At 45.6% G+C, this 25,913-nt stretch carries 22 protein-coding genes; 15 read left to right on the forward strand and 7 right to left on the reverse strand.

Translation table 11 applies throughout. The features are described from left to right. Window positions 1-175: 175 nt before the first annotated feature. Together DP_RS08510 and DP_RS18190 are read right to left on the reverse strand one after the other, a co-directional pair. Window positions 176-3,319 (reverse strand): transglycosylase domain-containing protein, encoded by a 3,144-nt coding sequence (locus tag DP_RS08510; RefSeq protein ID WP_162096642.1) that lies wholly within the window; start codon window positions 3,317-3,319, stop codon window positions 176-178. Next, window positions 3,282-3,566 (reverse strand): hypothetical protein, encoded by a 285-nt coding sequence (locus DP_RS18190; RefSeq protein WP_041277811.1) that lies wholly within the window; start codon window positions 3,564-3,566, stop codon window positions 3,282-3,284. The genes DP_RS08510 and DP_RS18190 overlap by 38 nt, the downstream gene beginning before the upstream one ends. Window positions 3,567-3,991: 425 nt before the next feature. Here DP_RS18190 and DP_RS08520 point away from each other — a divergent pair, with 425 nt between their 5' ends. The 4 genes from DP_RS08520 (at window position 3,992) to DP_RS08535 (ending at window position 7,871) form a co-directional block, all read left to right on the forward strand. Beyond that, complete coding sequence (locus DP_RS08520; protein ID WP_162096643.1) at window positions 3,992-5,461, forward strand: lytic transglycosylase domain-containing protein; 1,470 nt, start codon at window positions 3,992-3,994, stop codon at window positions 5,459-5,461. Between the two features lie 42 nt (window positions 5,462-5,503). Continuing rightward, window positions 5,504-6,700: a TraB/GumN family protein gene (locus tag DP_RS08525; protein WP_011188918.1), complete on the forward strand. Its 1,197-nt coding sequence runs from the start codon at window positions 5,504-5,506 to the stop codon at window positions 6,698-6,700. Between the two features lie 193 nt (window positions 6,701-6,893). After that, the gene (locus DP_RS08530) at window positions 6,894-7,241 is read left to right on the forward strand and encodes a YhbY family RNA-binding protein (RefSeq protein ID WP_011188919.1); all 348 of its coding nucleotides are present in this window, start codon (window positions 6,894-6,896) and stop codon (window positions 7,239-7,241) included. Window positions 7,242-7,319: 78 nt separating this feature from the next. Then, a complete protein-coding gene (locus DP_RS08535) occupies window positions 7,320-7,871 on the forward strand; it encodes a DarP family protein (RefSeq protein ID WP_011188920.1) in 552 nt (183 codons plus the stop codon). Here the strand turns inward: DP_RS08535 and DP_RS19185 are convergent. Genes DP_RS19185 through resB form a run of 3 tightly spaced genes read right to left on the reverse strand, consistent with a single transcriptional unit; the run spans window position 7,868 to window position 10,708 of the window. Continuing rightward, entirely contained in the window at window positions 7,868-8,500 is a 633-nt protein-coding gene (locus DP_RS19185) for a C40 family peptidase (protein WP_011188921.1), read from the reverse strand. The genes DP_RS08535 and DP_RS19185 overlap by 4 nt on opposite strands. A 7-nt stretch (window positions 8,501-8,507) precedes the next feature. Continuing rightward, window positions 8,508-9,350, reverse strand: coding sequence for a c-type cytochrome biogenesis protein CcsB (gene ccsB, locus DP_RS08545; protein ID WP_011188922.1), 843 nt, complete (start codon window positions 9,348-9,350; stop codon window positions 8,508-8,510). Window positions 9,351-9,394: 44 nt separating this feature from the next. Further along, entirely contained in the window at window positions 9,395-10,708 is a 1,314-nt protein-coding gene (gene resB, locus DP_RS18555) for a cytochrome c biogenesis protein ResB (protein ID WP_011188923.1), read from the reverse strand. A gap of 366 nt (window positions 10,709-11,074) precedes the next feature. On the opposite strand from resB, the gene rpmB reads away from it, so the two are divergent. From rpmB to DP_RS08565, 3 genes are all read left to right on the forward strand, one after another. Further along, on the forward strand, window positions 11,075-11,269 hold the full coding sequence (gene rpmB / locus DP_RS08555; RefSeq protein ID WP_041277812.1) for a 50S ribosomal protein L28: 195 nt from the start codon (window positions 11,075-11,077) through the stop codon (window positions 11,267-11,269). A gap of 90 nt (window positions 11,270-11,359) precedes the next feature. Next, window positions 11,360-11,614 carry a hypothetical protein gene (locus DP_RS08560; RefSeq protein ID WP_011188925.1) on the forward strand — a complete coding sequence of 85 codons (255 nt, stop codon included), beginning with the start codon at window positions 11,360-11,362 and terminating at the stop codon, window positions 11,612-11,614. Between the two features lie 95 nt (window positions 11,615-11,709). Continuing rightward, a complete protein-coding gene (locus tag DP_RS08565) occupies window positions 11,710-12,561 on the forward strand; it encodes a HesA/MoeB/ThiF family protein (RefSeq protein ID WP_156792243.1) in 852 nt (283 codons plus the stop codon). Here the strand turns inward: DP_RS08565 and DP_RS08570 are convergent. Further along, a complete protein-coding gene (locus DP_RS08570; RefSeq protein WP_011188927.1) occupies window positions 12,558-14,006 on the reverse strand; it encodes a DNA integrity scanning protein DisA nucleotide-binding domain protein in 1,449 nt (482 codons plus the stop codon). The genes DP_RS08565 and DP_RS08570 overlap by 4 nt on opposite strands. Window positions 14,007-14,134: 128 nt before the next feature. Between DP_RS08570 and DP_RS08575 the strand changes: the two genes are divergently transcribed. Then, window positions 14,135-14,746, forward strand: a complete 612-nt coding sequence (locus tag DP_RS08575; RefSeq protein ID WP_011188928.1) for a LysE/ArgO family amino acid transporter — start codon at window positions 14,135-14,137, stop codon at window positions 14,744-14,746. Between the two features lie 11 nt (window positions 14,747-14,757). Here DP_RS08575 and DP_RS08580 read toward each other — a convergent pair whose 3' ends face one another. Further along, window positions 14,758-16,530, reverse strand: a complete 1,773-nt coding sequence (locus DP_RS08580; RefSeq protein ID WP_011188929.1) for an RNB domain-containing ribonuclease — start codon at window positions 16,528-16,530, stop codon at window positions 14,758-14,760. A 58-nt stretch (window positions 16,531-16,588) separates the two neighbouring features. Between DP_RS08580 and DP_RS17945 the strand changes: the two genes are divergently transcribed. The 7 genes from DP_RS17945 to DP_RS08615 all read left to right on the forward strand — a co-directional run bounded on the left by DP_RS17945 (window position 16,589) and on the right by DP_RS08615 (window position 25,901). After that, window positions 16,589-16,843 (forward strand): hypothetical protein, encoded by a 255-nt coding sequence (locus DP_RS17945; RefSeq protein WP_156792244.1) that lies wholly within the window; start codon window positions 16,589-16,591, stop codon window positions 16,841-16,843. A gap of 109 nt (window positions 16,844-16,952) precedes the next feature. Beyond that, window positions 16,953-17,894, forward strand: coding sequence for a GTPase Era (era, locus tag DP_RS08585; protein WP_011188930.1), 942 nt, complete (start codon window positions 16,953-16,955; stop codon window positions 17,892-17,894). A 515-nt stretch (window positions 17,895-18,409) separates the two neighbouring features. Continuing rightward, on the forward strand, window positions 18,410-20,308 hold the full coding sequence (locus DP_RS08595; protein WP_011188931.1) for a DEAD/DEAH box helicase: 1,899 nt from the start codon (window positions 18,410-18,412) through the stop codon (window positions 20,306-20,308). Window positions 20,309-20,621: 313 nt separating this feature from the next. Continuing rightward, window positions 20,622-22,022 (forward strand): L-seryl-tRNA(Sec) selenium transferase, encoded by a 1,401-nt coding sequence (selA, locus tag DP_RS08600; protein WP_011188932.1) that lies wholly within the window; start codon window positions 20,622-20,624, stop codon window positions 22,020-22,022. Further along, window positions 22,023-24,038: a tetratricopeptide repeat protein gene (locus DP_RS08605; RefSeq protein WP_011188933.1), complete on the forward strand. Its 2,016-nt coding sequence runs from the start codon at window positions 22,023-22,025 to the stop codon at window positions 24,036-24,038. Between the two features lie 118 nt (window positions 24,039-24,156). Then, window positions 24,157-24,762, forward strand: a complete 606-nt coding sequence (locus tag DP_RS08610; protein ID WP_049785045.1) for an LOG family protein — start codon at window positions 24,157-24,159, stop codon at window positions 24,760-24,762. Between the two features lie 56 nt (window positions 24,763-24,818). Further along, window positions 24,819-25,901: a type IV pilus twitching motility protein PilT gene (locus DP_RS08615; protein ID WP_011188935.1), complete on the forward strand. Its 1,083-nt coding sequence runs from the start codon at window positions 24,819-24,821 to the stop codon at window positions 25,899-25,901. Window positions 25,902-25,913 lie beyond the last annotated feature (12 nt).

Consider the following 25,913-nt stretch of genomic DNA (forward strand, 5'->3'; position numbering starts at 1 on the left):
TATCACCGTATTAAAAAATAAAAAATGTGTTCTTTTTTCTTATCGACTGTGGTGGGCAAGCTCTTTAGGGAACCTTGCAGGATCCTCTTGCAAACCTTTATTCTAGTAAAAATTGTTCTTGCAGGTGAGTAAAGATTTCGATAGCAGCGATATTGGTCCTGAATTATCGTTCTTGTTATTGAAGAGCCGACTTTGCAAGTGGATCTTTAGTCTCCCCCTTAACCTGCCAAAATGGACGATAATAATGTTCTAATTTTAATCTATTACCCTCTTCTCTGGCAAAGGTAATAATTGCGGGCTGTCTATTATTGGCGAGACGTGAGGGGGTGGTAAGCAGACCACCGTCCTTTATATTCATGGCTAGCGAGACCTGGCCTAATTGAGGGCGACTGAGTTTAAGGCCGTCAAAGGAGAGATCTGCAAGGTTGAGTTGATCTCCATAATTGTGTCCCAGAAGGAGCTGGTTGGCAATGGTGCTCCAGATGGGGAGTGCTCCGGTGGATCCTGCAATACGTACAGTTTTGTGTTTCATCGGTTTGTTATTGTCATAGCCTGTGTAAACACCTATCGTATAGCCATTTTCAAGGGTTATTTTTTTACTATTGGTATCAAAACCAGGAACATATCCTATAAATGAGGCATTGGTATAGTTGTTTGCCGTGCCCGTTTTACCTAGCAAAGGAACGGGGATATTAAGGTCTCGTAATTCCTGATTTATCACCTCGTCGGCCGAGCTGAGGCGAACGCTTTTTTTTGCCGCCCTGCCGGTGCCTAAATTTACTGTATTTTCAAGGATGTTGCTGACACTGAGAGAGGTTTGGGCGTCGACAATCTTTTGTTCGACAGATTGGGCCTGAAAGAGAATGTCGCCTTCGGATGATTCAATTCGGTCGATTATAGCTAACTCTTTATCATCCTGTTTCCCTGAAGAGGACCAGGCTTTCCCCGTAATGATAGTCTCGTAAAAGGAGACAGCTTCTAGCAGGGTAATAGAATTGGACCCCAGGGGGAAGGAGAGGACTGGTTCAAGCTGGGAGGCTATCCCCATTTCCCGGGCAAGGCTGATCAGATAGTGTAGGCCGACCGCGACGCGGAAATCTCTTACCTTGCTCAGCACCTCAAAATCATAGGGTAACTTTTTGCTTAGTTTTTTGTATTCAAAGCCACTCTCTGTTTCCAGCATATCGAAGGCTGCTACCGAGAGCATCTCGTCCAGTTGTATCTCTTGCCAGAAGGAGTGTTTTTCGTTGCTGGTCATGGATACTAATATTCTTTGGATATCCCCGTTCGAGAGAGGGTGGAACTCCTCGTTGTCGTTCAGCTTGTAGCCAAAATGGTATTTGCCGGTGATTGAGGAAAGATAGAGATCTGGCATCTCTTCCGGTTTGGAGTAGATGATGGTATCTTTTTGGAAAAAATCAAAAATATCATTGTCTTCTTTTATATTGGCTTTAAAGAGGTTGAGGTCTGCCTTGAGTTTGGCGGCTGCTAAAAAAGAGTGGTCGAGCAGTTTTTCTCGTAGAGTATATTCATTCTTTTCTCTGGTACTCAGTTGGCGATGCTCTTTTCTCCTTTCTGCTCTAGTGGCCCTTTTGTTCTCCGCCAATTCTTCCTTGAATTTCTTAAAGCCAAGACCATATTGGAGGCCCTTTATCTGCTTGTATTCAGCCTCCATATTTTCAAATAAAAAATCTGTTTCAATATTGCTAATGGCCTGTTGGTAGGCGGCTTCTTGCAAACTCTTCCGAGTGACAATAATGCCGTATTTATCACGAATCCTTTTGTGAAAATTGCGGTATGACTCTTTACCACCACTCGCCTTTGTCCGGCTGAATCCTGTGTGCAGGGCAAGATCGTAGAACTCTTCCTTACTGAGGTGGTCTGTTAGGTGATAGAGGAGCCAGATGCAGGCAACATTCTCAGATTTCGTTCCCGCCCAGCTCATGGAAACCTGTGGATAAGGGCTGATGTGGTCGGGGCGGGGATAATATGGCATTCCTTGGTAGACAAAAATATTGCGGCTGTTATTAAGAGGGGCCGCACTATTCCAGCCAAGTTGCAGGGCGGCTGTAAAGAGAAAGGGTTTGAAGGTAGATCCCATGGGACGCTCGGCGTAGATAGCTCTATTGTAAAAACGATTTTCGCTACCACCTGCGACGCTTTTTATTGATCCGGCGTGGCTCACCAAGGCTCCGCCTTGGACGGTGGGGTATTTTCTTAAATCAAGCAACGCTACGCCCGTTTCAGGAATTTCTCGAACGCTTACCCAGAGGGTATCTCCCACTTCGATCTGTTCAAGAAGGGCCTGGCGATCTTTTGCCTTTGCCTGGGCCCAACGATTTTTACGCCACTGTACGAGGGCATTGGTGAGGGGGATAAGGCCCTTGGCATCAATAACTCCCTGGCCTATTCTGGGGCCAAAAGAGACACTGATTTTTATCGTCTTGTCTTCGGTCTCTATTTTTATAACCTTACCGAAGAGAAAGGCATCTTGGTCCAGTTTGAGATCGCCTTGGTAATTGAGAGCCTTGATCTCCTCCTGAACCTGATTGTGCTGATAACCATTGAGTCGCACATCGAGATCCGAGAGATGCCTGCGCAGGCCGAAAAGCGTTTTTTGCTGGAGATCTTTGTCGATGGAGGTGATAATTGCTACCCCAGAGGTGGAAATATTGTCTATCCCTTTGGCGGCAAGAGCCTCGGTGACCTGGGGGAGGACAACTGCGTCTCTTACCAGCTCCATGGTATAGTCAAGCTCATAGCCAAACTGTCCCTTGTTAAAGGGAACTCCCTCGGCAAGGGCACGGTTAAATTCATCTTCGCCTATCATCCCCTCCTTCTTCATTTTCCTCAGCACATAGGCAAGACGTATATTGGCTCGTTTTTTTGCCTCTTCTATGGACTCTGTCGTTTTCTTGGTAAAGGGGTTATAATAGTTTGGCCCCTTGACGCTTCCTGCAATAAAGGCAGATTCAACCAGATTGAGTTCAGAAGCCGATTTATTAAAATAATAGCGGGCAGCAATGCCGAGGCCGTGCCCATTACCGCTCACATAAAATTGGTTGGCATAAAATTCAAAAATCTGTTCCTTAGAGTAGTGATATTCCAGGCGTAGGGCAAAGAGTAGTTCTTTTAATTTTTCTTTGATTGATCTATCTGCACGTTTAAAGAGGTTTTTTGCCGTCTGCTGGGTGAGGGTGCTTCCACCTTGAACAATTCTGCCTGCTCGGACATTTGTTATCATTGCCCGGCTTATCCCCATGACGTCAAAACCGAAATGGTCAAAAAAACGGTTGTCTTCGGCAGGCAACGAGGGCATTGACAAAATTTTGTGGAATATCAACGTATTGGACATATTGTCGATGGGTTTGGTCAAAGAAGACACCAAGGCGTGTTGTCCCATCGCTATAGTAGACGTTACTCTGTTTACCAAGGATCTGCTTAATATTACTTTCTCTTATGGCATCTCCAGGATTTATTGCGACAAACCAGTATAGGGTTGATGCGGCAAGAACAGAGGAAATGATGCAGAGAGCAGAGGTGAAAATAATAATTTTTTTTAACATAGGCCTTTAATATATAATAGAAACTATCAAGAAAAATGTGTAGCTATACTAATAATTTTAGCCCAAGGTTATCTTGATTGTCCTTGCATTTCAACAATAGTTCGGTTTTAAATGGATGTCTGTATAATTAAAAAGTCTTCTTTATCGTCTTCTGCTGTTTATACCAATTGCTTGTAGAACTTGCAGTAGATATATCAAATGATCCTTCGTCGGCTTGCTTTTCTAGATGAGAGTAATTCGCATCTCCCCATACAATAGGCTAGATGTTTATGTATTTTTTTTGCGCACGCAAATACTTGTTTTTCTGTGTTTTTTTTGTACTTTCTGGCTGTGTCCCTTATAACTCCGCTGATGTAGATAAGCAATCCTCTGAAGGTGAAGAAAAAGCCCAGATAAAGCGGGATCAAAAAGAGTTTGAAGTTGAAATGAGTGTTGGTCAGGAACTGCAGAAATTGCAGGCGACCGGTGATTGGTCTCAACAGAATCAAAGCATGGCTGAAGAGGCCAGTGCCTCTATCTATGATTTTCCCATAGTCTATAACTCTCAGGTTAATATGTATCTGGAGCTGTTTCAGGGAAAACAGCGTCGCCAGTTTGGCCAGTGGCTTGAAAAATCTGGAAAATACCTGCCTATAATGGAGGCCGAGCTTGCCAAAAAGGGTCTTCCTCTTGATTTGGTCTACCTTGCTATGATTGAAAGCGGGTATAATCAAAGGGCTTTTTCCCACGCCAGTGCCGTTGGCCTGTGGCAGTTTATGAAGGGGACGGGGAGGCAGTATGGTCTTCGGGTTGATTCCTATGTGGATGAGCGCAGAAATGCCTTAAAATCAACTCAGGCGGCTGTGGCCTATCTTTCTGATTTACATGAACAGTTTGGCGATTGGTATCTTGCCGTTGCTGCCTACAATGCGGGGCCGGGCAAGGTTCGTTATGGTTTGAGAAAGTATGGGGTAGATAATTTTTGGGATTTGGCAGGTAAAAAGCATCTGCGTTTAGAGACCAAAAAATATGTACCTAAACTCATTGCCACCATCATTATTGCCAGAGATCCTGAAAAATATGGTTTTAAAAAGCTTGATTATCAAAAACCACTCCTGCGCGATCAAATAGAGGTGACCCCGGGTTTGAGCCTTACAGCTGTTGCCACTATTGCTGGGACCAATGTTAAGGGGATAAAAGAGCTTAATCAAGAGTTAAAACGCGAAAAAACGCCATTGAATGTTTCGACCTATTCCATCAATATTCCCTATGGAACGGCAGAACTGGCCAGAAGGAATTTGCCAAGATTACACTCTACCCTGGGAACGGGGTATAAAATCCATATTGTGAAAAGAAGTGAGTCTCTTGCGGCTATTTGTCGAAAATATAAAATAAACAGAACAACCATTGCTCGGGTAAATAAGTTGCATAGTTCGAAACTTGCCCGTGGTAAACGTTTGCGTATTCCCTATCCCACTATAAAATATCAGCTTTTGCCTCAGGGAGAGACGGATGCCCAGATTGCCTATAAGGATAGCCTGATTCTTCATTCCATAAAGAAGGGTGAGACCATCTCAAAGATTGCCAGGCGCTACCATGTTCCCGTTGATCTGATTCTTTCCTGGAATGGGCTTAAGAGTGCCAACAGAATTCGAGAAGGCCAACAGTTGGCCTTATATATTGACAGAGGGCAATCGAAGCGTAATAGTCTTGGCAGAGTTTATATTCTTGCCGGGGACAAAAAGAGAAAGATTGATCAGGGGGTTAGCGGAACCTGGTATCAGGTGAGAAACGGAGATTCTCTTTGGACTATCTCCCGTAAATTTAATATTTCTATGCGTGATATCAGAAAATTGAATAATATGAAGACTAATCTGATTCATCCAGGAAATAAGTTAAGGATAATCAAAGGATAGCGCTTTGGCGTTTTTTGAAAATATATTATAGAGTTCACTATTATGGAATTATCAGATTCATCTTCCCATGAATATCCCTCCGATGTACAGATATTGCATCATGAAGGTAGGGTATTTTACCTTGTCGGAACGGCCCATATTTCTCAAGAATCTGTTGAGCTGGTTCAGAGGGTTATTCGTCAGGAACAGCCTGATTGCGTCTGTCTTGAATTAGACGATAAACGTTATCATTCACTCTCGCAGAAAGATAGCTGGCAGGCTCTTGACCTCAAGCAGATATTGAAAAAAAAGCAGCTGGCAACTCTATTTATTAGCATGCTTATGGCCTCCTATCAAAAGAGATTAGGGGGGAAGATGGGTGTGGATCCAGGGGCAGAGCTTTTGGCTGCTGCTCAAACGGCCCAGGAGCTGCAAATACCTGTTTCTCTCTGTGATCGTGATGTTCGGGTGACTCTGCGTCGAGCTTGGAAATCCACCTCTCTTTTTCGCAAGGGCTACCTGCTTACCTCGCTTCTTGCCAGTGCGTTTGATAAAACTGAGATCAGTGAAGAGAAGCTGAGTGAGTTACGTAAAAAAGATGTGCTGGAGGATCTGATGGAAGAACTCGGCGCTAATCTTCCTGAGCTGAAAAAGGTGTTGATTGATGAGCGGGATATTTATCTTTCTGAGAAAATAAAGTCCTCCCATGGTGACAGGGTGGTTGCCGTTGTCGGTGCCGGGCATCTGCAGGGGATTAAAAAACAATTTTCTCAGGATAATCGAGAGGAGATTGCCTCCATATCAATCATCCCTCCTGTCTCTAAGAGTTGGAAGACCATTGGTTGGCTTATCCCCTGTTTGATTTTGGGCTCTCTGGTGACTATTGGTGTGCAAAAGGGTTCGGATGTGGCCGGGGCGAATCTTCTTTTTTGGATTTTGGCAAATGGTATACCCTCTGCCATCGGTTCTGTTTTGGCCCTTGGTCATCCTCTGACAACCTTGGCGGCATTTTTGGCCGCACCGATAACAAGTTTGACACCGGTGATTGGGGCTGGTTATGTAACTGCTTTTGTTCAAGTTATGCTGAGGCCTCCCGTGGTTGGAGAGTTTGAATCCGCGGGGCGTGATGTGGCCAAGATGTCGGGTTGGTGGAAAAACAAACTCCTTCGTGTTTTCTTGATTTTCTTTCTCACAGGGCTTGGTTCAGCCGTTGGAACTTGGGTTGGTGGATATGAAATTGTTAAAAACCTTGTCACTTAATGTTTCTCGTGTATATTCTCATGCCGCTATCATCTCATAGAGGTTTATGTTGGCGAAAAATATTTCGCTCATATGTTGCAAACAGGCCATATAGGAGCTTTGTTCCGTTGTATGGTACGTTGTATTGTGGTTAGCTAGTGATGTAACATTGGTTAAATATGGTACTTAATCATTTTTTAATAAGGACAAAACAATGTCTGATATGAAACAAGATGTCGAAGAACTCGAAGGGGCGCCCGTCCTCAATAGTCGAGAAAAAAAATTTTTGAAGGGGCTTGCCCATTCCTTGGCCGTTGGTGTGCAGATTGGTAAAGAAGATCTGACTCCGTCGCTTATAGACGCCACCAAGCTTGAGCTTGATCGTCATGAGCTGGTGAAGGTGAAGATTGGCAAGAGCAGTGGTCTTGATAAAAAAGAGGCCAGTGAAAAATTGCCTCTGCTTACCGAAAGTAGCTTTGTTCAACTTATTGGTAAGACCATTGTCCTCTATAAAGAAAACAAAGAAATTGTCAAAGACAAACGTATTCGCTTGCCACGCTAATGCGGCAAAACCATTCATCTTTGCCGTATTGCAATGCCATATTGTCCTTGCTCGGTAATTAAAGTAAAGCGGATTTTTATGACAGAGTATATAAGCAAATCGGAACGTAAACGACGATTCCGCCACGAAGAGCTAGCCGCTGAAGAACTTACTAAGTTATCGGCCAAACAACTCGCCCTCCTGCCTGCTGAGCAGGAGGTGAAGGACGTGATTGTCTCCTGTCGCAAACTCAAAGGCGGCGCCCTTAATCGTGAAATAAAGCATTTGGCTAAGGTAATGCGTGGAGGTGATATTGACGCACTTTTTAGCTTTTTGGAAGATCGTAAGGGCTCCTCGCTTAAAACAGATCGTCTTCTTCGTGAGGCAGAGCGTTTGCGTGATACCATTATAAATGAGGCGGTTGACGATCAACATGACTGTCTGCGTAAGGGTATGCTGTGGGGAGAAGATTGGCCTTCCAATGAGATTGAGGTGCTTGCCAAACGTCTGTCGTGGGTGAATGCCAATGATATACGTAGAGCTACCTACCTGTACGTTCGTACCAAGAAACATACCCACTATAAAGAGCTGTATAAGATAATAAGAGCCGCGCTTGAACGGGAAGAGATGACAAAGAAAAGAGCTGCTTAACGTCTCTTTTTTGTCTTTTTTATACTGGCAGAAATTCGAGGAATTCCACTCGTTCTATAGAGGGTGCGAGCCTTGAGATACCTTTTCTGCCAGTATCTCCTCGCAAGGCTTGACTGCATGACTCCACGTGAGCTTGATGCATGGATGAACTTTCCTCTACCGGTATAGATGCCGACATGTCTTCCCCCCTTCCCTATTTGAAAAAAAATAAGATCCCCGGGATGTAGCTTATTGCGTGGGATATATCGTCCTGTCCGTATCTGTCCTCTGGTCGTTCGCGGTAGGCATATGGCAAAGAGTTGTTGGTATACTTGTTGGGTGAAAGCTGAACAGTCTATACCTCGTCTTGTTTGTCCTCCGTAGCGATAGGGGGTACCCTCCCATTTTTGAAAAATAACCCCCAAATTTTTTATTATATTTTGTCGAGAGGGGTTGATCTGTCTTCGTTTTTTGCCTTGCTCTGAGCATCGTATGAGGGGGATTTGCCTCTGTATCTGAGTTAGTCGCTTATCTCTCTGCTCGATTGGCAGATGACTGCTGCATGCGCTCAGTAGGATGGCACAGAGGAGGAGCAGAGCCAGGGAAAGTCTGGCCCTGCCCATTTCAGGAGGGTTCGTAGAAGATTGCATGGGGGGCTTATGCTGAACCGTAGCTATGCAGTCCTGAGAGGAGGAAATTTACGCCGTAGTAGGTGAAGAGTACGCATAAAAATCCAAAGATAGCCAGAGTCGCAATACGGGATCCACTCCAGTCACGGGTGTATCGTACGTGGAGGGCAAGGGCATAGATGAACCAGGTGATAAGTGACCAGGTTTCTTTTGGATCCCAGCTCCAGTAGGTTCCCCAGGCAGAGTTTGCCCATATTGCCCCCGAGATAATTCCACAGGTCAACCAGATAAAACCAAAGACCATCATCTTATGGGTGAGATCGTCTATTGTTTCCAGAGACGGAAGACGTTTTGCTAGAATATTTTCTTTTCTGCCAGCTCTACCCTGCTTTATGAGATACATGGTTCCAAGTCCTGCCGCCAGGGCAAAACCTGCATAGCCGATAAAACAGGTGATAACGTGGGAGATTAACCAGTTTGATTGCAGGGCGGGGACAAGAGGGGTGATGGTTTTACCAACACCCCCAAAGGAGGCATAGGCCATGGCAAGAAAGGCGAGAGGCACAGTGAAGACACCCATGACCCGTGTTTTGTATTTCCATTCCATCAGGAGGTAGAGGAGGATGATTGTCCAGGAGAAGAATACAACGGATTCATACATATTGGTCAGTGGGGCATGGCCAATGCCCATCTGGTAGGATTCGATCCATCTCAGACCAATACCAATAGTTTGGGTAAGAAAGGCAATGGCTGTAAAAAAAGTGGTTGCCTTTGCCAGTTTAGGCAATTTAAAAACAAATATAATTGCATAGAGTATTGTGGCAAAGAGATATGTGAGTGTCGTAATTCCAAGAAGTTGCGAGCTATCCATAATTTCTGTTTTGGTTGTTGAAACTGGTTTATAAGATATTAAGGCTACTGTTTGTCTTGCTCAAGAGTTTGTAGGCACCGCGTGATCTTATTGAACTCTTTGTTAAAACCCGCCTTGTTCTTTGCTGTGAAGCCTGCAAGGGTGATCCTTTTGTTTTGGTCAATGATGAGCCAGATTTTACGATGTGAGGTGAAAAAAGAAATATAGAGGCCAATAATAAGAAGGATACAACCAAGATAAACACACCAGACCCCTGGATCTTTTGTTACCTGCAGGCCCGTTGCGTACATCTGTTTGGCTGATATTTCGTAGGTTGCGTTCAGGCCAGTTGTCTTTATGGTTTGGTTGTTGTCAAACCATATGGTCTGGGGCTTTGATTTGCCATCGAAAATCCAAAGCTTAATGCGTTCAACATGCTTGTCGGTGGCGATGACGTTGATTACTCCAAGTTGCAGGCCCTCTTCTTGCCACTCTTCCTGTTCTTGGAAGTCAAGTTTGAAGGCTTGTTCATTGCCGGTGTCGCTTCTTTTTATTTTAAGCATAAAGGTTTGGAAACCCTCATAGCTTGCCTGATAAAAGGTGAGGCCTTTGTAGTGAAGGGGGCTGTTGACTTCAATTTCCTGGCTCAGAGTTTCCTTGCCATTTTCTGAAATGGTGAGATGGGAGCGGTAGGTCTTGGGCATTCCCGTATCATAATATTCTATGGCGAAGGAATCACAGGCAAGCTCGAAGCCCAGAGGGATTGGTCCGGACTTGTCTTGAGAGTATATTTCTCTGGTGGCTCCTCCCTCGGCAATCATGACAGAGCCCTTGTAACCGGCGATATTGCCAATCATGGCTCCGACAAAGATTACCAGGATGGAAATATGGACAACATAGACACCCAGGTGGGACCATAGGGACTTTTGGCTAAAAAAGAGCTGATAGGATTCTCTGTTAAAATTTTGTCCCGGCCAACCAAGTTTTGCGAGAATTCTCTGGGGTTGTTGAGCTGTTCTCTTAGGAAGCTGAAAGCTTTGGCAAAAGGGCATGGCCTCTATTTTTTCGCGGGAGAAAGATCCGTTTGTAGCTCTTATCCTTCGCAAGGTTATGGGGAATCGATCAATGGTACAAATAATAAGATTGAGAGCAAGTAGACAGAGGAGGCCGGTGAACCACCAGGACGAGTACATTTCTGGGATGTCGAGCACCAAAAATATTTGTGTCCAGAAGTTGCCATAGGCTTCGAGATAAAAAGCCATGGGGCGGTGTTGGGGGATGACTGTGCCTATAACAGAGGTAGATGCCAGGGCAAAAAAAATGAAAATAGCCAATTGGACAGAGGCTAAAAATTTCCAAAGTGGATTAGTCGATTTCATAAAAATTTTATTTTAAGAGCAGAATGTCAAAGGAATAAGGGGAAATCTATTGGTCTTGATTGCTTGTAATTTTCTATCTATATGAATGCTACTACAACAGCTGTCAATTATACACAAGGCAGAGGATAGTTTGCAATCAAAATAGATCATAAAATTCTTTACCCCTGTTCTAATATGATTATGGCATGAATCTCGGTTTTTTGAGGCGTTATTGAGCAAGGGAGTCTCTTAGTAAATAAAATCTCTTGCCATTTATTTTTAAAAAGGGTAGTTAGAGAAGTTCTGAATTAAAGGATATTAACCAAATACTGTTATCAGTCTTGACTGATGTTTTGCAGTACAAGACGTCATATAAGGAGAATTAAAATGGCTAAGGTTTGTGAAATTTGTGGTAAGGGCCCTATAACTGGAAACAACGTGTCTCATGCTCATAATAAGACAAGAAGACGCTGGCTTCCAAATTTGAAAAAGGTTCGTATGGTAACTGCAAGCGGCGCTACCGTTCGTGGTAAAGTTTGTACCCGTTGCATTCGTTCAGGTGCTGTTGTTAAACCTGCATAATTGCATATGGTTTTGGTGTAGAGGCGAGGGGATTTTTATCCTCTCGCCTTTTTTTTTATCCACGCGTTACAGGCTTTTGAGGTATTTGAGATGAGTGAAGAAGAGATTGCATTTTTGTCGCTTGCCGAGGCTGTTGCTCTGGTCGGTGCCATTCAGGAAGAAGAGGATATTAGTGAGAAGGATAAGCGCATCCTGACGGTATACAGTGCCGATGACAGGGAGCTTTGTTGGTTTGATTTTGCCGAGGTCCTGGAGGATTTAGGGGCAGTTTCTAAGGAAGATGAGAAGGAAGCTGTACAAAATTACGTTTTAGCACGAATTCCTGCTTGGGCCCGTGAAATCTAAATGCCATAGGCGTCTCCTGTTCGGGTGAGGCTTATGAACAGACTGGACTCTCTGCTTGGATTGAAAAATTTTACTTGGGCCTGATTTCAGGAGAGGTGAAATTTTTTATCGCATTAACTATTACCTTCGAAGGTAAAATTTTTCATCCAAAGTATAAATTTGATGATAAACGGATTTTCCAAGGTTTCTCTATGCTTACCCCAGAACAATTATCCCGTTATAGTCGAAATATTCTCCTGCCGGATATCGGTCTGGATGGTCAGGAAAAGCTTCTTGCTGCCCGGGTTTTACTTGTGGGCCTTGGTGGTTTGGGCTCTCCTATTGCCCTCTATCTTGCGGCGGCCGGAGTTGGTACCCTAGGTCTTGTCGATAATGATTCAGTCGATCTCTCTAATCTGCAGAGGCAGGTTCTGTATGACTCCTCCTCTCTGGGGGGGGCCAAGGTTGATGCCACCGCAGCTCGTATAGCCTCTCTTAATATGGATGTGACAGTCCATAGATATCCGGTGCTTTTTGCTGAAGAAAATGGTGCCTCACTTGTTGCCGATTATGATTTTGTCATTGATGCAACGGATAGTATAGGAACAAAATTTCTCATTAATGATATCTGTGTCCGAGCGGGTGTGCCCTTTTGTCATGGCGGTGTATTGGAGTTCATAGGCCAGGTTATGACAGTTATCCCTGGGAAAACGGCATGTTATAGATGTTTTTTTAAAAATCCTCCCGTGGGAGATGGGGCCAAGAGATGTTCTCATGGTGGTATACTTGGCTCTGTTGCCGGGATAATTGGTTCCCTGCAGGCGACAGAGGCCTTGAAGTTTATCACAGGTGTGGGCGATCTGCTGACAGATTCTCTGTTTATCTGTGACCCTTCAGTAAATATGTTTCGTACCCTGCCCATCTCCTCTCGTGATGATTGTGAGGCCTGTGCTTCTCTTAAGGTCTAAACCTCTCTTTCTGCCAACCACTTATCTATTTTTTGCGGATGTAGCATGCAGGAGAGGGTGAGGGCGCAGTGCGGCGTTTTCTGTACCTCCTGCCCCTGGTAAATTACTGAGACAGGGCGGTCGGAGGAGACGACAATGATGATACTTGTGGGGTGGTGATAGGAAAAACGGAGGGCAGAGTTATAGCGTGCCCCGCGAGCCCTGTTCTCATTTTTTATTCGCGAGCCATCAAGCAGGCAGGCAAAGGCGTGGAGCTTGAGGTCGGGGCGGATATGCAGGGCACCGTCAACCTTTGACAGGGCACAGGCGAGTTGCAGCTTTTCTGGCTGTTGCAGGTCAAGGACAGGGTGAACGTTTTGTCCTTCAATGCCTATTGGGCTTGTGTGCAGGTCTATCACCAGACAACAGCCAAAACCCTTGTCCTGACCGTTGTGGACAATTTTTTCAGCTATCTGGAGAAGAGAGCTGCGTGTCTCTGTGTCCAGTGGGTAGTCGAGGAGGATATCCTCTACTTCGACCAGTTTTGCCCTGTAGGCATCTACACAATAGAGCCCATGAGCAAAACTACAGATGGTTTGGTTGTTGTAGGAGATGAAGCCGATTTTTTTTTGAAAGCTCACCGCCAGGCAGTTTTCCGGAATATCGTTGCCACAGATACCAAGAATTTTTTCCCCGTCAGAGACCAGATAGCCCTCGGAGTTTTCTACCGCCTGTAGCAGTTTTCGTACATGTTTGTAGTTGGCCAACAGGGGTGGTCTGTCCTCGTCAAATTGAGCAAGAAATGTCACCTTTGGTAGAATTTGTCTGGGTTCTGCAAAGATTATTCGGCCAAAGGGTCGGGCACCCTCTTCGTTAATTTTGGATATACCCAGTATCGCATAGAGGATGGGGTAGATGCGCATGTGGATATCGCAGCCAAGGCTGAGATTGAGGAGGTCAACAATGCTGTCGCGAACTGCGTGGCTCGCGTATTCTCGGAGAAAGTTTCCTGAGATGCCTGTATAAAACTCGGGGCGGGTTGTCAGGTCGTTTGATATGCACTGGGTTGCATGTTCTAACCAACATTCAACGGGTTCGGTGGAACATATATCTGGATGGTGTTCCGTAAACCATTTTTGGTAGAACATGGAGGGAGCTGTGCCTCCAAAGGAGATAAGGCCATCAAGGTCAATGTCTTTTTCTCCCAGGATGGTGTTGACGGTGGCAGCTGTGGTAGGGGGTTGTCCGTTACTGGGTTTAGTAAAAATGCTACGAATTTTTGGGGCGTGTCCTCCGAGGAGGTCTTGGGGGTCAAAGATATAGATGTCAGAATTTTCGGTTAGACTGAAGATGGCAGCGACCCGACTGCTATGGCCGGTGAAGAGAGACAGTCCTTCGCGAATGCCTCGGAGGGTATCTGTTAAACAGCGTTGAGCGAATTTAAAATTTTTGGCGGCTTCAATCATGGTAACTTTCCTTTGACACCGTATTTGAGCAATTAGTGTACGTTATGCTTCCCATAATAACATAGCTTGGGGTGTTTTTTGAGATTTTAATTTTATATGTCTTGCCGTGGGGTGGACAGGGGGAAGAAATGTTAAGTAGTTTTTTTTTGCAGGGGATGATGGTGGGAGCAAGTCTTATTGTCGCCATTGGCGCCCAGAATGCCTTTGTCCTCTCCTGTGGTATCCGTAAACAGCATCAATATGCTGTGGCGGCGACCTGTGCTTTGTGTGATACAGTTTTAATTTTTCTTGGGGCAATGACGACGGGGAAGGTTGTGGGGATGAATCCGGGCTTACAGACGATTGCCGCCTGGGCGGGAGCAATATTTTTACTCTGCTATGGTTGTCGTGCCCTCTATTCAGCCATAAATTCTTCGGCTGTTCTTCGGGCGGAGAAAAAACAATGCACAGGTCTACGCTCAATCGTCCTGCTCACCCTTAGTATCACTCTGCTTAACCCTCATGTCTACCTTGATACAGTCCTCTTGCTTGGAAGTATTGCAGGGCAACATGGCGAAGATGGTAAGTATGTCTTCGCCCTTGGAGCGGCGACCTTCTCTTGGTTGTGGTTTTTTGCTTTGGTGCTTGGCGGCAATAAACTTGCCAGGTTTTTTAAAAATCCCACAGCCTGGCGGGTTTTGGACGCTCTTGTCTGTTTAACCATGTGGGCTATTGCCTGGCATCTTATTGCCGGTCAGTAATAGTAATACTATCACCACTCAAAGCGAAGGACATTGTCTAGGGCATCAGCCTTTGCCACTCGTATCTTCACTCTCTGTCCGGGGCTTATTCCGCCCGTGGCAGGGAGTTCGACATCAAGAAGGATGTCGGTTAAGAGCAGGTTAGTTCTCTTGGGGCCGGCCTGGATGACCAGGGCCTCCAGGTATTGGCCCTTGCGTTCTTCAAGATAACAAAGAAGCCAGTAACGATGGCGTTGGTGGCGGACATTATTAGCCCGCGATAGTGTTCTTGACATTACCGCTGTGAAATCAGAACACATATCTTCAGTAAAACGTGGTTCCTGTCTGCGAACAATGGAGTGCAGTTGGTGTTGCATTACCAAGTCGAGTAATCTTCTGATGGGTGAGGTGATGGTGGTGTATTGACTGACACCCAGACCGCTATGGGATTTTGCCACGGTGGAGAGTTCTCCGCGGGGCAACTGTTTGCGTTGTTTGGTGTTCTGGAAGAGATCATCGTCTGTGCCATGAACGATACGGTTTTTAAGCTCTGGCTGTGATCTGTAGATACCGGGAACCATACGGTCTGCGACATATCTGGCACTTTCGCTATTGGCAAGAATCATCATCTCTGAGACAAGGACCCGGGCCGGGGTATTACTTTTTGCTAGTTGAACATGAACCTTGCCCTGATTGTCAATGAAGATATTTACATCGGGAAAGGGGAGAAGGAGTGCGCCATTATCAATACGCCTCTGGCGTAGCCTCTGGCTAACCTTGTTGAGCATCTTGATTTCGTTATCATCTTTTAGCATGCTGTCGGCCTCCTCATAGGTGAGGCGACGGGCCACTTTGATAATAGAGGGGCGGATGCGAACCCGAAGCACTTCGGCCTCGGGGGAGAGCAGGATCATAAAGCTGAGTGCTGCCCTGATCTCACCTTGAATAAGACTGCATATTCCTTGGGAGAGATGGCGGGGTAACATGGGGATCTGTCCCTCGGGAAAATAGATGGATGTGCCGCGTTGCATAGCCTCCTGAAAGAGAGGGTCTCCAGGGCGAACATAGTGGGCAACATCTGAAATATGTACACCGACCAGGTAATTTTCCCCATCCTTTTCAATGGTCAGGGCATCGTCAAAATCCTGGGTGGTGGGGCCATCAATGGTGATTGGCTTGAGGTGGGTATAGTCAATACGGGCGGGATCATCAAAGAGCTTGTCCATATCTGTCTGGAGGATCTGTTCGGCCTGTTGTCGTGCCGCCAGAGAGAAGGCTACCGGAATCTCACTGCGTAGAAGTGGGATGTTCTCGTGGGAACTCCAACGACCAGACTTCTCCATAAGAGAAAAGGGGGCATGGGGATGGTTTAATGAGGCCTCCTTGAGCAGTAGCTTTGCCGTTGCCGCCTGTTTAAAATCGCTACCAAACAGGTAGAAATCTCGAATAATGTCGAGTGATTCGGTAAAGAAACTGCCGTATTCATTTTCCAATTCTTCAACGTTTTGCAAGTCGTAGAGGCTACGCAGGAGTTGGCTACCGTCCTTTACCAGACGAGCCTTCTTTTCCTCTGCAACCTGCTGCATACGAAGCTGTGCAATCTGTTCAGCGTTGTTGATTCGAACTCTACCCTCTTTGTATTTAAAGAAGAGCTTGTCGGTAAAAATACAACGTAGAAAGGAGCAAATGAGGTCGTCATCGACCTCTTTGCCAAAGGCAAGTTCTGCCAGAAAGGCAGGTGAAAATACGGAGGTGGGCTCGTCGGTGGTAAGCTCCCAGAGCTCTTCAAGGTTGACCTCTTCCATCAGCTCTGCTCGTTTAGCTGTTGTTTCAAGCAGCTTTTGCGAGATCTCTGCCCGGCCGATGCCTACGTCATATGAGCTGGTAGAACAGTGGATTACCCTGGATACCGGGAGGTTGAATTCGCAGGCCTGTTTGGGAGAGGAGGCGCAATCGTTTTGGTTGGCTTTCGGTTACAAGGGCGCAGACAAACTTGCCGTTATCAATGTACTCTACAATCTTTCCGGTATTGATCATTATGGGAAGTTACTCTTCTTTGTTGGACTTTTCCTGGAAGAAAAAGGCAAATTACATGTACGCTTTCTTGGCCGTGGATAGTATACTTCTAATATGTAGAACTTTCCAGAGCATGAAGGCTGCTTGTTTATTGTATATTCAGCCTATTATAGTGCGAAAATAGAAAATCATCACTTTATAAATTTTTTTTATGCAAAATAATGAATACAAAACCCTAGATGACTTTCTAGGAAAAGATGTAAAGTCGGGAATGGTCGCTATTGTAGGGCCCCCTAATGCCGGTAAATCCACCTTGATGAATCAACTGTTAGGACAGAAGATTTCCATCGTTACCTCTAAACCACAAACCACTAGAAATAGAATTCTTGGTATTGTTAACGACGATGCCTATCAAATTGTTCTCCTGGATACTCCCGGCCTGCACAAGGCTGATGAACCGCTGAATATTGAAATGATGCGGGTAGCTCTTGAGAGTCTGAGCGAAGTTGATGCGGTACTTTTTTTGGTGGATGTCTCTCTACCCCTCCCTCCTAAGGCGCTGGCCAAACAACGGGAAGAGTTAGCGGGCTATATGGAAAAAATAGAGAGTCCTGCCATACTTGTGCTTAACAAGGTTGACCTGATTGATAAGCAGAAGCTGTTGCCGATGATAGAGAGTTATGCAAAACTCTTTCCTTTTAAGGCGGTTGTGCCTATTTCTGCCTTGAATGGAGATGGGGCGGATAATCTCCTCAAGGAGATTCTCGAGCTTATTCCGGTGGGGCCACGTTATTTTCCTGAAGATATCCCCACCGATGCAACGGAGAGATTTTTGGCGGCCGAAATTGTCCGGGAAAAGGTTTTTCTGCTGACGGGTCAGGAGCTTCCCTATTCCGCTGCGACACTGGTGGAGTCCTTTAAGGAAGATGAGCAGAAAAAGCTTATTACTATCCATGCCACCATCGTTGTTGAGCGTCCATCACAAAAGGGGATGATCATTGGCAAGGGTGGACAGAAGTTGAAACAGATAGGCACGGCGGCAAGAAAAGACATCGAGGCCTTGCTTGGATCCAAAGTACTGCTTAAGCTATGGGTCAAGGTAAAGAAAAAGTGGGCTGAAGATGAAAATTTTTTGAAAGAGCTTGGCTTTTAGCGCTAGTTTGTCTCAGGTAATTCTGTGATTTTTTGTAAATTCTCCTGTTTTCCTTTTCAGCGGTAGCAGGAGAGTTCTTTTTTCTCAGTATGCAAGGTCTTTGCCTGCTGTTCAGGAAGAGGTTATTTTTGCTTGTGTCCGCCCTCTAGCTCCCCGTTTTTCAGTTTTTTTCTGTGCTAGTTTTGCTTTTTTGACGGAAGTCCTTGCTTTTCTCTTTCTATTGGGATAGAGGATACCCCGCTTATTCTTTTCGGTCATGTCTTGTGAGTTGTGCCTACAAGTTTTGAGATAGTTGTTATCTTTTGTTACTTCCTTCCTCGCAAGAACGAGCACGCATGGAGGTACTTGGTGTTTTTGTATGTACTTCCCCCAGAGATAAAAGAGAGACGAGTACCGTCTTTCTAAATCGTGCAATTGGTTCCGATTGATTTTTACATGAACTTTTCATGCCGTAAGGCTTAAGGGTTCATGATATCCGGCATTGTGAAAATGCCTAGCCCTATAGAGGTAATTGAATGACAACAGTTTCAACAGATGTAACAGGTTCAACAGACACAGCAAGTTCAATAGATGCAGCAGTTCCATCAGCTCCAGTAGCTCCAGCAGCTCCAGTAGCTCCAGCAGCTCCAGTAGCTCCAGTAGCTCCAGTAGCTCCAGTAGCTCCAGTAGCTCCAGCAGTTTCTTTTACTGATTTTAATTTAAAATCAGACCTTGTAGCAAATCTTGTAAAACTTGGCTTTAGCCAACCTACACCTATCCAAGAGAAGGCCATTCCTCTCCTTCTAGCAGGTTCTGATCTGATAGGTCAGGCTCAAACCGGAACAGGTAAGACCGCAGCTTTTGGTTTACCACTTCTAAATAATATTGATTTTTCTAAAAAATGTGTGCAGGCCCTTGTTCTTGCTCCAACCCGTGAGCTTGCCCAGCAAGTAGGTGATGCTCTTGCCACTTATAGTGGTGACGATGGTCGCAATGTTCTGGTTGTGTATGGTGGTTCGTCTTATCAAGCTCAGGTAGGTGGACTTCGCAGGGGTGCGCGTGTTGTTGTTGGTACTCCTGGACGATTGCTTGACTTAATCCGTCAGGGATCTCTGAAGCTTGATCAGCTGAAGACCCTTGTTCTTGATGAAGCGGATGAGATGCTCAGTATGGGCTTTATTGATGATATTGAAACAATTTTGTCACAAACACCGAAAGATCGTCAAACAATGCTTTTTTCTGCGACCCTTTCTTCTCGTGTAATGAGTATTGCCAATCGTTATCTTCATTCGCCTGAGTCTATCTCTATCAGTCCGAAGCAGATGATCGGCTCTTCCATTGAGCAACGTTACTATCTTATTAATAATAGTGATAAAATTGCTGCAATAACAAGAGTATTTGAAGTAGAGACTGTTGAAAGCGCCCTCATCTTTGCCAGAACTCGTGCAACGGTTAGTGAGCTTGCAAACGAGCTTATTTCCCGTGGATTTGCTGCAGAAGGTCTTAGTGGCGATTTGAGCCAAGAGGCTAGAACACGAGTTTTGAGTCGTTTTAAGAAGGGTCAGATCAAGGTACTTGTGGCAACAGATGTTGCGGCTCGTGGTCTTGATATTGACGATATTTCTCATGTTTTCAATTATGATCTGCCAGAAGATCCTGAGGTTTATGTTCATCGTATTGGTCGTACCGGTCGTGCTGGTCGTAGTGGAACCGCTATCTCACTGGTAACTCTTCGTGATCGTTGGATGCATCGCCGTATAGAGCAATATACTGGTAAAAAATTGATCAAGGGCGAGCTTCCCACCGTTGAGCAGATTGAAGAGCATCGCAACACTCAATTTTTAGAGCGTCTTGATGTATGGATCCGTCGTGGTCGTTGTCGTGGTGAGAGAGAGATTGTAGAGGCTCTTGTTGAGCAGGGAATGGATCCTCTTGATGTTGCTGCTGCTGCCTTGAAAATTGTTCGTAAGGATGAGACCAAGCGTCCAATTGATCCGATCAAACCTGTTATTGAAGATGCAGGCGGAAGAAATCGCAAGCGCGGTGACAGAAATGATCGTGGTGCTAATGGTCGAGGTGATAGAGGCGGTCGATCTGATAGCCGTGGTGGACGTCCACAGGGCCGTCGCGATGATCGTTTTGCTAAGGGTGGTGATAGAGGCCCAAAGAAAAAAGGCGATGATGTCCGACAGGTTAGCGACAAAGATATGGTGCCTCTTACCCTTGATGCTGGTAAAAAAGACGGTGTTGCGGTAAATCATATTGTGGCCTCCTTGTCTCATTTTGCAGGAATTTCTTCTCGGGAACTTGGAAAAATTCGTATTAATGAAACCCATAGTAGTATCGACGTGCCAAAGGGTTTGGTTGATAAAATGCTCTCCCATAACGGTAGCTACCGCATCTCCAAAAAAGCGGTAAATCTTACCCACCAATAGTCAGTTTTACCGAGGTCACCTCTTGGGTGGCCTCGGTATCCTCTCTCTCTCCTCCGCTTTTTTCTGGATCCCTTCCGGTTCTATTTGCTTTTCTTTTTTTGTAAAATTTATTATTTAGTTTAAGTATCTTGTTTGAGGATCTCCGCTTTTTTAATATAGTAATGTCTATTATTGCGTGACTGTACGGCCTTTCTTCTTTTTTTTACGCCTGTTAGCTCACATGGCTTTACCTTGTGTTTGTTGATTGATATTATTGGCTTATTGAAAAAAACAGCTATATAATCTATTTTCCATCATATAAAGAGTAATTGTTATGCCGAAAAATAACTTGCTACGTACCCTGCCTAAGGTTGACGAAAGTATCGCGCAGCTGCGTTCTACTGGTGTTGCCTATTCTTCCGATTTTGTCTTGAAAAAATCTGTCCAGACCTGCATTGCTCGTGAACGTCAGGGGATTCTTGCTGGGAAAATAACAGAGAAAAGGGCAGAGGACTCCTGGCATGCCTGCTTTCTAAAAGAACTCAAGGAGAGGCAGGCCCCTAATCTGCGACGGATGATCAACGGTACGGGGGTTGTTATTCATACAAATCTTGGCCGCTCTCTTTTATCCTCCCAGGTAGCAGAACGTCTCGCTCAGACGGCAAGCTATTACTCTAACCTGGAATTTGATTTGGCAACGGGTAAAAGAGGGAGTCGTTATAGTCTGGTCGAAGATACTATCTGTGAGTTAACCGGTGCCGAGGCGGCTCTTGTTGTTAATAATAATGCCGCCGCAGTTTTCCTTGCCCTCGATGCCCTTTGTCGTGGTACAGAGGTTATTGTCTCTCGGGGGCAACTTGTGGAAATTGGTGGATCTTTTCGGATACCAGATGTGATGGCAAGAAGCGGTGCAGATCTGGTAGAGGTCGGTGCCACCAACCGAACTCATCTCTATGATTATGAAGATGCTATCAGCGAGCAGACCTCTATGCTGCTTCGGGTGCATACCTCAAATTTTCGGATAATAGGCTTTACCTCTGAGGTGCCTGCTGAAGAGATGGTGGGGCTTGCTCGAAAAAAAAACCTACTGACCATGGAAGATCTTGGCAGTGGCTCCCTCATTGACCTCACCTCCTATGGTTTTCCTAAGGAGCCTACTGTGCAGGAACTGGTTAAGGCCGGTGTTGATGTGGTGACCTTTAGCGGTGATAAGCTACTCGGCGGTCCCCAGGCTGGTATCATTGTTGGCAGTAAGTCGGTCGTTGAACGCATCAAGAAAAGCCCAATGAACCGGGCCTTTCGGGTGGATAAGTTCACCCTTGCCGCCCTGGAGGTGGTGCTCCGTTCCTACTACGATAGCCGGCAGGCTTTGCAGGAGATACCAACCCTCCGTATGCTGACGACGGGCAAGGATGTCCTCTTAAAGAGGGCACGGCGTATTTCTCGCAGGCTCTCAGCAAAACTTAAAGAAAAATGTACGCTTCGAATTGTGCCAACCATGTCCCGGGTCGGAGGAGGGGCCTTTCCCGAGCATGATCTTGCCAGCTGGGCGGTGGCGTTTAGACCGGAGCATATCAGGTTAAGCGAGATTGAAAAGAGGCTGCGAAAGCTCAATACCCCTATTATTGGTCGCTTGGAAAATGAAAAGTTTCTTCTGGATGTGCGAACCATCCAGGATGATGAAGTGGGACTGCTCTGTTCCCTTTTGTTAGAGTTCTTTTTGGAGGCTAGCTAGATGCTGATCCCTTTTCCTTTACAATTGGAGGATAAAACGCTGACTGCTGAAGATTTCAGGAGATTTTCCACCTATTTCAGAGAGATAATTTTAGAACTTGTACCAACCAGTGTAGAGGTATCCTTTGCCGATGCCACCGAGAGATCTGGCCATCCTCAACAAACAGACGAATCCAGGCGTTTAGATTTCGCCTATTTTGCGGATGAGTGTCTGCTTCTCTCCTTTATGTTGGCTAGTGAAGAGGTTGTCTTAGCTGTTGTCGAGGGTATTGATCCCTTTGTGGCAGAGAGGTGTACAGAGGATTGGCTAGAGAGGATCCATCATCTTATTCAGAAAAAATTTCTTGAGGAAAAAGAGAGACGGGTGGACCTGCAAACGGGCCTTTTGAATTTGTCATCACTTGAATTTTTAGTCGAAGAGCCAAGGTTTCGGCAAAATGGTGGGCTGCTCTTTATAGAAATCCCCCCCCCGCGTTCAAGGAGTCGATACGGCTATATTCATGTGCAAAAGGCAAGCCGGCTATTGCAGTCTTTCGTTAAAGATATAGGGCTATTGCATTATATGGGGCATAGCCTTTTTGCCCTGTTGGTAGACGTCGATCCTCTGGCCTATACAGCACAACTGCTGGGATATTTGAGAAGAGAGGGGTGTCGCCGTGTCCATATCGGGGTTGGCTCTACGCAGGCCCAAGAGAACTTTGGCGTCAGCGGGCGATTGTTGCTTGATCAGGCCTGGACGGCTCTACAAGAGGCCTATAGCCGGGGACCATATAGCTTTTGTGATTATACAACCCTGGCCTATCCTCATCGACATCCACTGGCCGAGCCTGAGGCAGCTGTCCGGAAAAGGATTCAGCGGGCAGAGCGTAATTTGGAGAAATTTTGTCTTGTCCTTTTTAAGAAGGATCAGGTCTGCCGTCGGAGCCTGGAGGATCTTTTTCTCGGCCCTGAGGATATGGAAATTTTTGTCTGGCAGGAAGAGTTTTATGTGCTCCTGCCAAATTTCACGGCAGAGCGGGCTCAACTCTGGGCCAGTGATATGGTGGTTCGACTCTCTGCCCGGAAAACTGCTGTATCAGCTGGAGTTGGGCATTTTCCTTATCAAGATTTTTCTGCAAAAGAGACCCTGGGCCATGCCAAAAAGGCCCTGCTTCATGCCCTCTTTTATGGCAAAAAAACAGTTACTCTCTTTGGTGCTGTCAGTCTTAATGTCAGCGGTGATATCTACTATGCTGAAGGTGACCTTGTTCGGGCGGTTCGGGAGTATAAGGCCGGTTTGGTCTGTGATTCCAGTAATGTAAATTTGCTTAACAGTTTGGGTGTTACCTATGCCATGATGGGCAATCGCTTAGCTCTCTCCTGTTTTCAAGAGGTTCTGCAACTGGAACCGCGAAATTTTATGGCTCTTTACAATAGTGGATTATATTACCGGGCTACTCATGATTTTAAAATGGCTATTGACTGCTTTGAACAGGCGATTCATCTCCTGCAGGAGTCGGGTGGTGAAGAGAAGATGCTCAGGGATATTTCTCTGCAACTTGGTATGTTGTGTAGTGAGGAGGGGGACGGCAAACGGGCCCTGGAACTGTTGCTGCCTCTTGCTCAGGGAGAAAATGATTATTTGTTGGATGATATTTTGTACTATATTGGAAAATCTTATAATGATATAGGAGAATCTAAAAAGGCCATTGCCTGGCTACAACGAGCTGTTCATGCGCACTGCTTAGAAGATAAGACTATGAGTCTGCTTGGTTATCTCTATTTTTGTGAGGGGGAAGGCAATGAAGTTGCTCTCTCTCTTTGTCGCAGGAGTGTTGAAAAAAATCCCGTTGATCCGCTATTGAAGCTTCGTTTGGCGGAGGTGCAATTTGCCTGTGGTGAGGTGGAAGAGGCCCTCTGTCTTGCTCGAAAATGTTTGTCTGGAAAAAAAGTCCAGCGAGAGGCCAGAAAAACATTGGCAAAGATGTATACTGATTTAAAGGAGTATGCAAAGGCTCGTCGTCTGCTGCCAGAGTAGTAGATCCATGGATATTGCTATTTTCATCTTAGAAGGGAGGATGTATGGAAAAGAAGGTGCCTAAGCCAAAAAGTCTCGATATTGTTTGGAGAACAATAAGCAGGGAGATTCCTGGAGAATGTTTCGCATTATGGGGGAATTTGCCGAGGGCTTTGAATCAATGGGTGCAATTGATGCCCCTGCGATAACAATTTTTGGTTCTGCCCGTACCTCCCCTGCTGACAAACACTATAAGGATGCTGTTATCTTGGCAGAAAAAGTGGCCGATGCAGGATGGGCTGTTATTACAGGTGGCGGTCCCGGCATTATGGAGGCCGCTAATAAGGGGGCCTATGAGGCTGGTGGGCTTTCAGCGGGATTGAATGTTGATCTTCCCCATGAGCAGGAGAGTAACCCCTATTTGAATTACGCCCTTCATTTTAAGTATTTTTTTGTTCGTAAGGTGATGCTTGTTAAGTATTCTCGTGGCTTTATCTGTATGCCGGGGGGCTTTGGCTCAATGGATGAACTGTTTGAGGCCCTCACCCTTGTGCAGACAAATCGTATAGCCCCTTTTCCTATTGTTCTCTATGGCAGTGCTTTCTGGGGAGGTCTGGTTGAGTGGATGCGGGACGCCATGCTTTCCCATGGCAATATTGATGCGGCAGATTTGGATGCCTTTGTTGTGCTTGATGACCCCGATGAGGTGATTACCTATTTGAAAAAAAATATGCTACCAATTTAATATTCTGGCATTTGTTGAAAAATTTATGTGCGATTTTGTAAGGAATAAGAGAGGCTATGGCGCAAATAGACGGTTTTTTTAAATTGATGAATGATGAAGGCGCTTCGGATTTACATATGGTTGCAAATCAGCAGCCCGTGTTGCGTATCCGTGGTGACATGGAGCGGGTAAAATTTAAAAAACTGGGAAATGACGAATTGCGGGCAATGCTCTATGAAATTTGCCCGGAAGAGAAAATCAAGTTATTTGAAGAGACGGGAGATATTGATTTTGGTTATGAAATCCCTGGACTTGCTCGTTACAGATGCAATTATTTCCAACAAAAATATGGTGTCGGAGCTGTCTTTCGTGAAATTCCCAGTGAGATTAAGACCTGTGCTGAATTGGGGCTTCCTGATATAATTTGTCGACTTGCCCATCTGCCCAAGGGGCTTGTCCTGATTACCGGGCCTACTGGTTCTGGTAAGTCGACGACTCTGGCTGCTATCATTGATGAGGCAAATAAGGTCCGTAAGGATCATATTCTTACCATTGAAGATCCGATAGAGTTTGTTCATCGCAGTCAGAGATGTGTGGTTAATCACCGGGAGGTGGGAACGCACACAGACAGCTTCGCCACAGCCCTTCGTGGCGCCCTGCGTGAAGATCCCGATATTATCATGGTAGGTGAGCTGCGTGATCTGGAAACGATCAAACTTGCCATGGAGGCAGCGATGACAGGTCACCTGGTTTTTGGCACCCTGCATACCATTAATGCCATGAAGACCGTTGACAGAATTATTGAAATTTTTCCGGCAAGTGAGCAGGGTCAGGTACGTTCCACCCTTGCTGATTCGTTACGGGCAGTTGTCTCCCAAACGCTTTTTAAGCGAACCGATGTGAAGGGGCGTTGTGCAGCCCTGGAGATTTTGATTGCAACCCCGGCAGTCCGTAACCTTATTCGTGAGGCAAAGACATTTCAAATTATCTCTTCTATGCAGACAGGGAAGAAATTTGGTATGAGAACCCTCGATGATTCGATCATGACCCTTTTAGAAAAGAAGATGATCAGTGCAGAAGATGCATATTCAAATGCCGGTGATAAGAGTAAATTTGTTAAATTTCTGCGTAAACCGCCCAGTGATTTCACCGAAATGTAATGAGTGCCAGGG

Origin of the sequence: Desulfotalea psychrophila LSv54, assembly GCF_000025945.1 — a bacterium.
Taxonomy (GTDB): Bacteria; Desulfobacterota; Desulfobulbia; order Desulfobulbales; family Desulfocapsaceae; genus Desulfotalea; species Desulfotalea psychrophila.

Coding starts and splice junctions, on each gene's coding strand:
- DP_RS08510 (WP_162096642.1), bottom strand. CDS start 3,319: ATGCCCTCGTTGCCTGCCGAAGACAACCGTTTTTTTGACCATTTCGGT.
- DP_RS08560 (WP_011188925.1), top strand. CDS start 11,360: ATGAGTGAAGAAGAGATTGCATTTTTGTCGCTTGCCGAGGCTGTTGCT.
- DP_RS08530 (WP_011188919.1), top strand. CDS start 6,894: ATGTCTGATATGAAACAAGATGTCGAAGAACTCGAAGGGGCGCCCGTC.
- rpmB (WP_041277812.1), top strand. CDS start 11,075: ATGGCTAAGGTTTGTGAAATTTGTGGTAAGGGCCCTATAACTGGAAAC.
- DP_RS08610 (WP_049785045.1), top strand. CDS start 24,157: ATGTTTCGCATTATGGGGGAATTTGCCGAGGGCTTTGAATCAATGGGT.
- DP_RS08535 (WP_011188920.1), top strand. CDS start 7,320: ATGACAGAGTATATAAGCAAATCGGAACGTAAACGACGATTCCGCCAC.
- DP_RS19185 (WP_011188921.1), bottom strand. CDS start 8,500: ATGCAATCTTCTACGAACCCTCCTGAAATGGGCAGGGCCAGACTTTCC.
- DP_RS08595 (WP_011188931.1), top strand. CDS start 18,410: ATGACAACAGTTTCAACAGATGTAACAGGTTCAACAGACACAGCAAGT.
- DP_RS17945 (WP_156792244.1), top strand. CDS start 16,589: ATGCCTACGTCATATGAGCTGGTAGAACAGTGGATTACCCTGGATACC.
- DP_RS08570 (WP_011188927.1), bottom strand. CDS start 14,006: ATGATTGAAGCCGCCAAAAATTTTAAATTCGCTCAACGCTGTTTAACA.
- resB (WP_011188923.1), bottom strand. CDS start 10,708: ATGAAATCGACTAATCCACTTTGGAAATTTTTAGCCTCTGTCCAATTG.
- DP_RS08580 (WP_011188929.1), bottom strand. CDS start 16,530: ATGGAAGAGGTCAACCTTGAAGAGCTCTGGGAGCTTACCACCGACGAG.
- DP_RS08525 (WP_011188918.1), top strand. CDS start 5,504: ATGGAATTATCAGATTCATCTTCCCATGAATATCCCTCCGATGTACAG.
- DP_RS08615 (WP_011188935.1), top strand. CDS start 24,819: ATGGCGCAAATAGACGGTTTTTTTAAATTGATGAATGATGAAGGCGCT.
- DP_RS08575 (WP_011188928.1), top strand. CDS start 14,135: ATGTTAAGTAGTTTTTTTTTGCAGGGGATGATGGTGGGAGCAAGTCTT.
- DP_RS08605 (WP_011188933.1), top strand. CDS start 22,023: ATGCTGATCCCTTTTCCTTTACAATTGGAGGATAAAACGCTGACTGCT.
- DP_RS08520 (WP_162096643.1), top strand. CDS start 3,992: ATGAGTGTTGGTCAGGAACTGCAGAAATTGCAGGCGACCGGTGATTGG.
- DP_RS18190 (WP_041277811.1), bottom strand. CDS start 3,566: ATGTTAAAAAAAATTATTATTTTCACCTCTGCTCTCTGCATCATTTCC.
- era (WP_011188930.1), top strand. CDS start 16,953: ATGCAAAATAATGAATACAAAACCCTAGATGACTTTCTAGGAAAAGAT.
- ccsB (WP_011188922.1), bottom strand. CDS start 9,350: ATGGATAGCTCGCAACTTCTTGGAATTACGACACTCACATATCTCTTT.
- selA (WP_011188932.1), top strand. CDS start 20,622: ATGCCGAAAAATAACTTGCTACGTACCCTGCCTAAGGTTGACGAAAGT.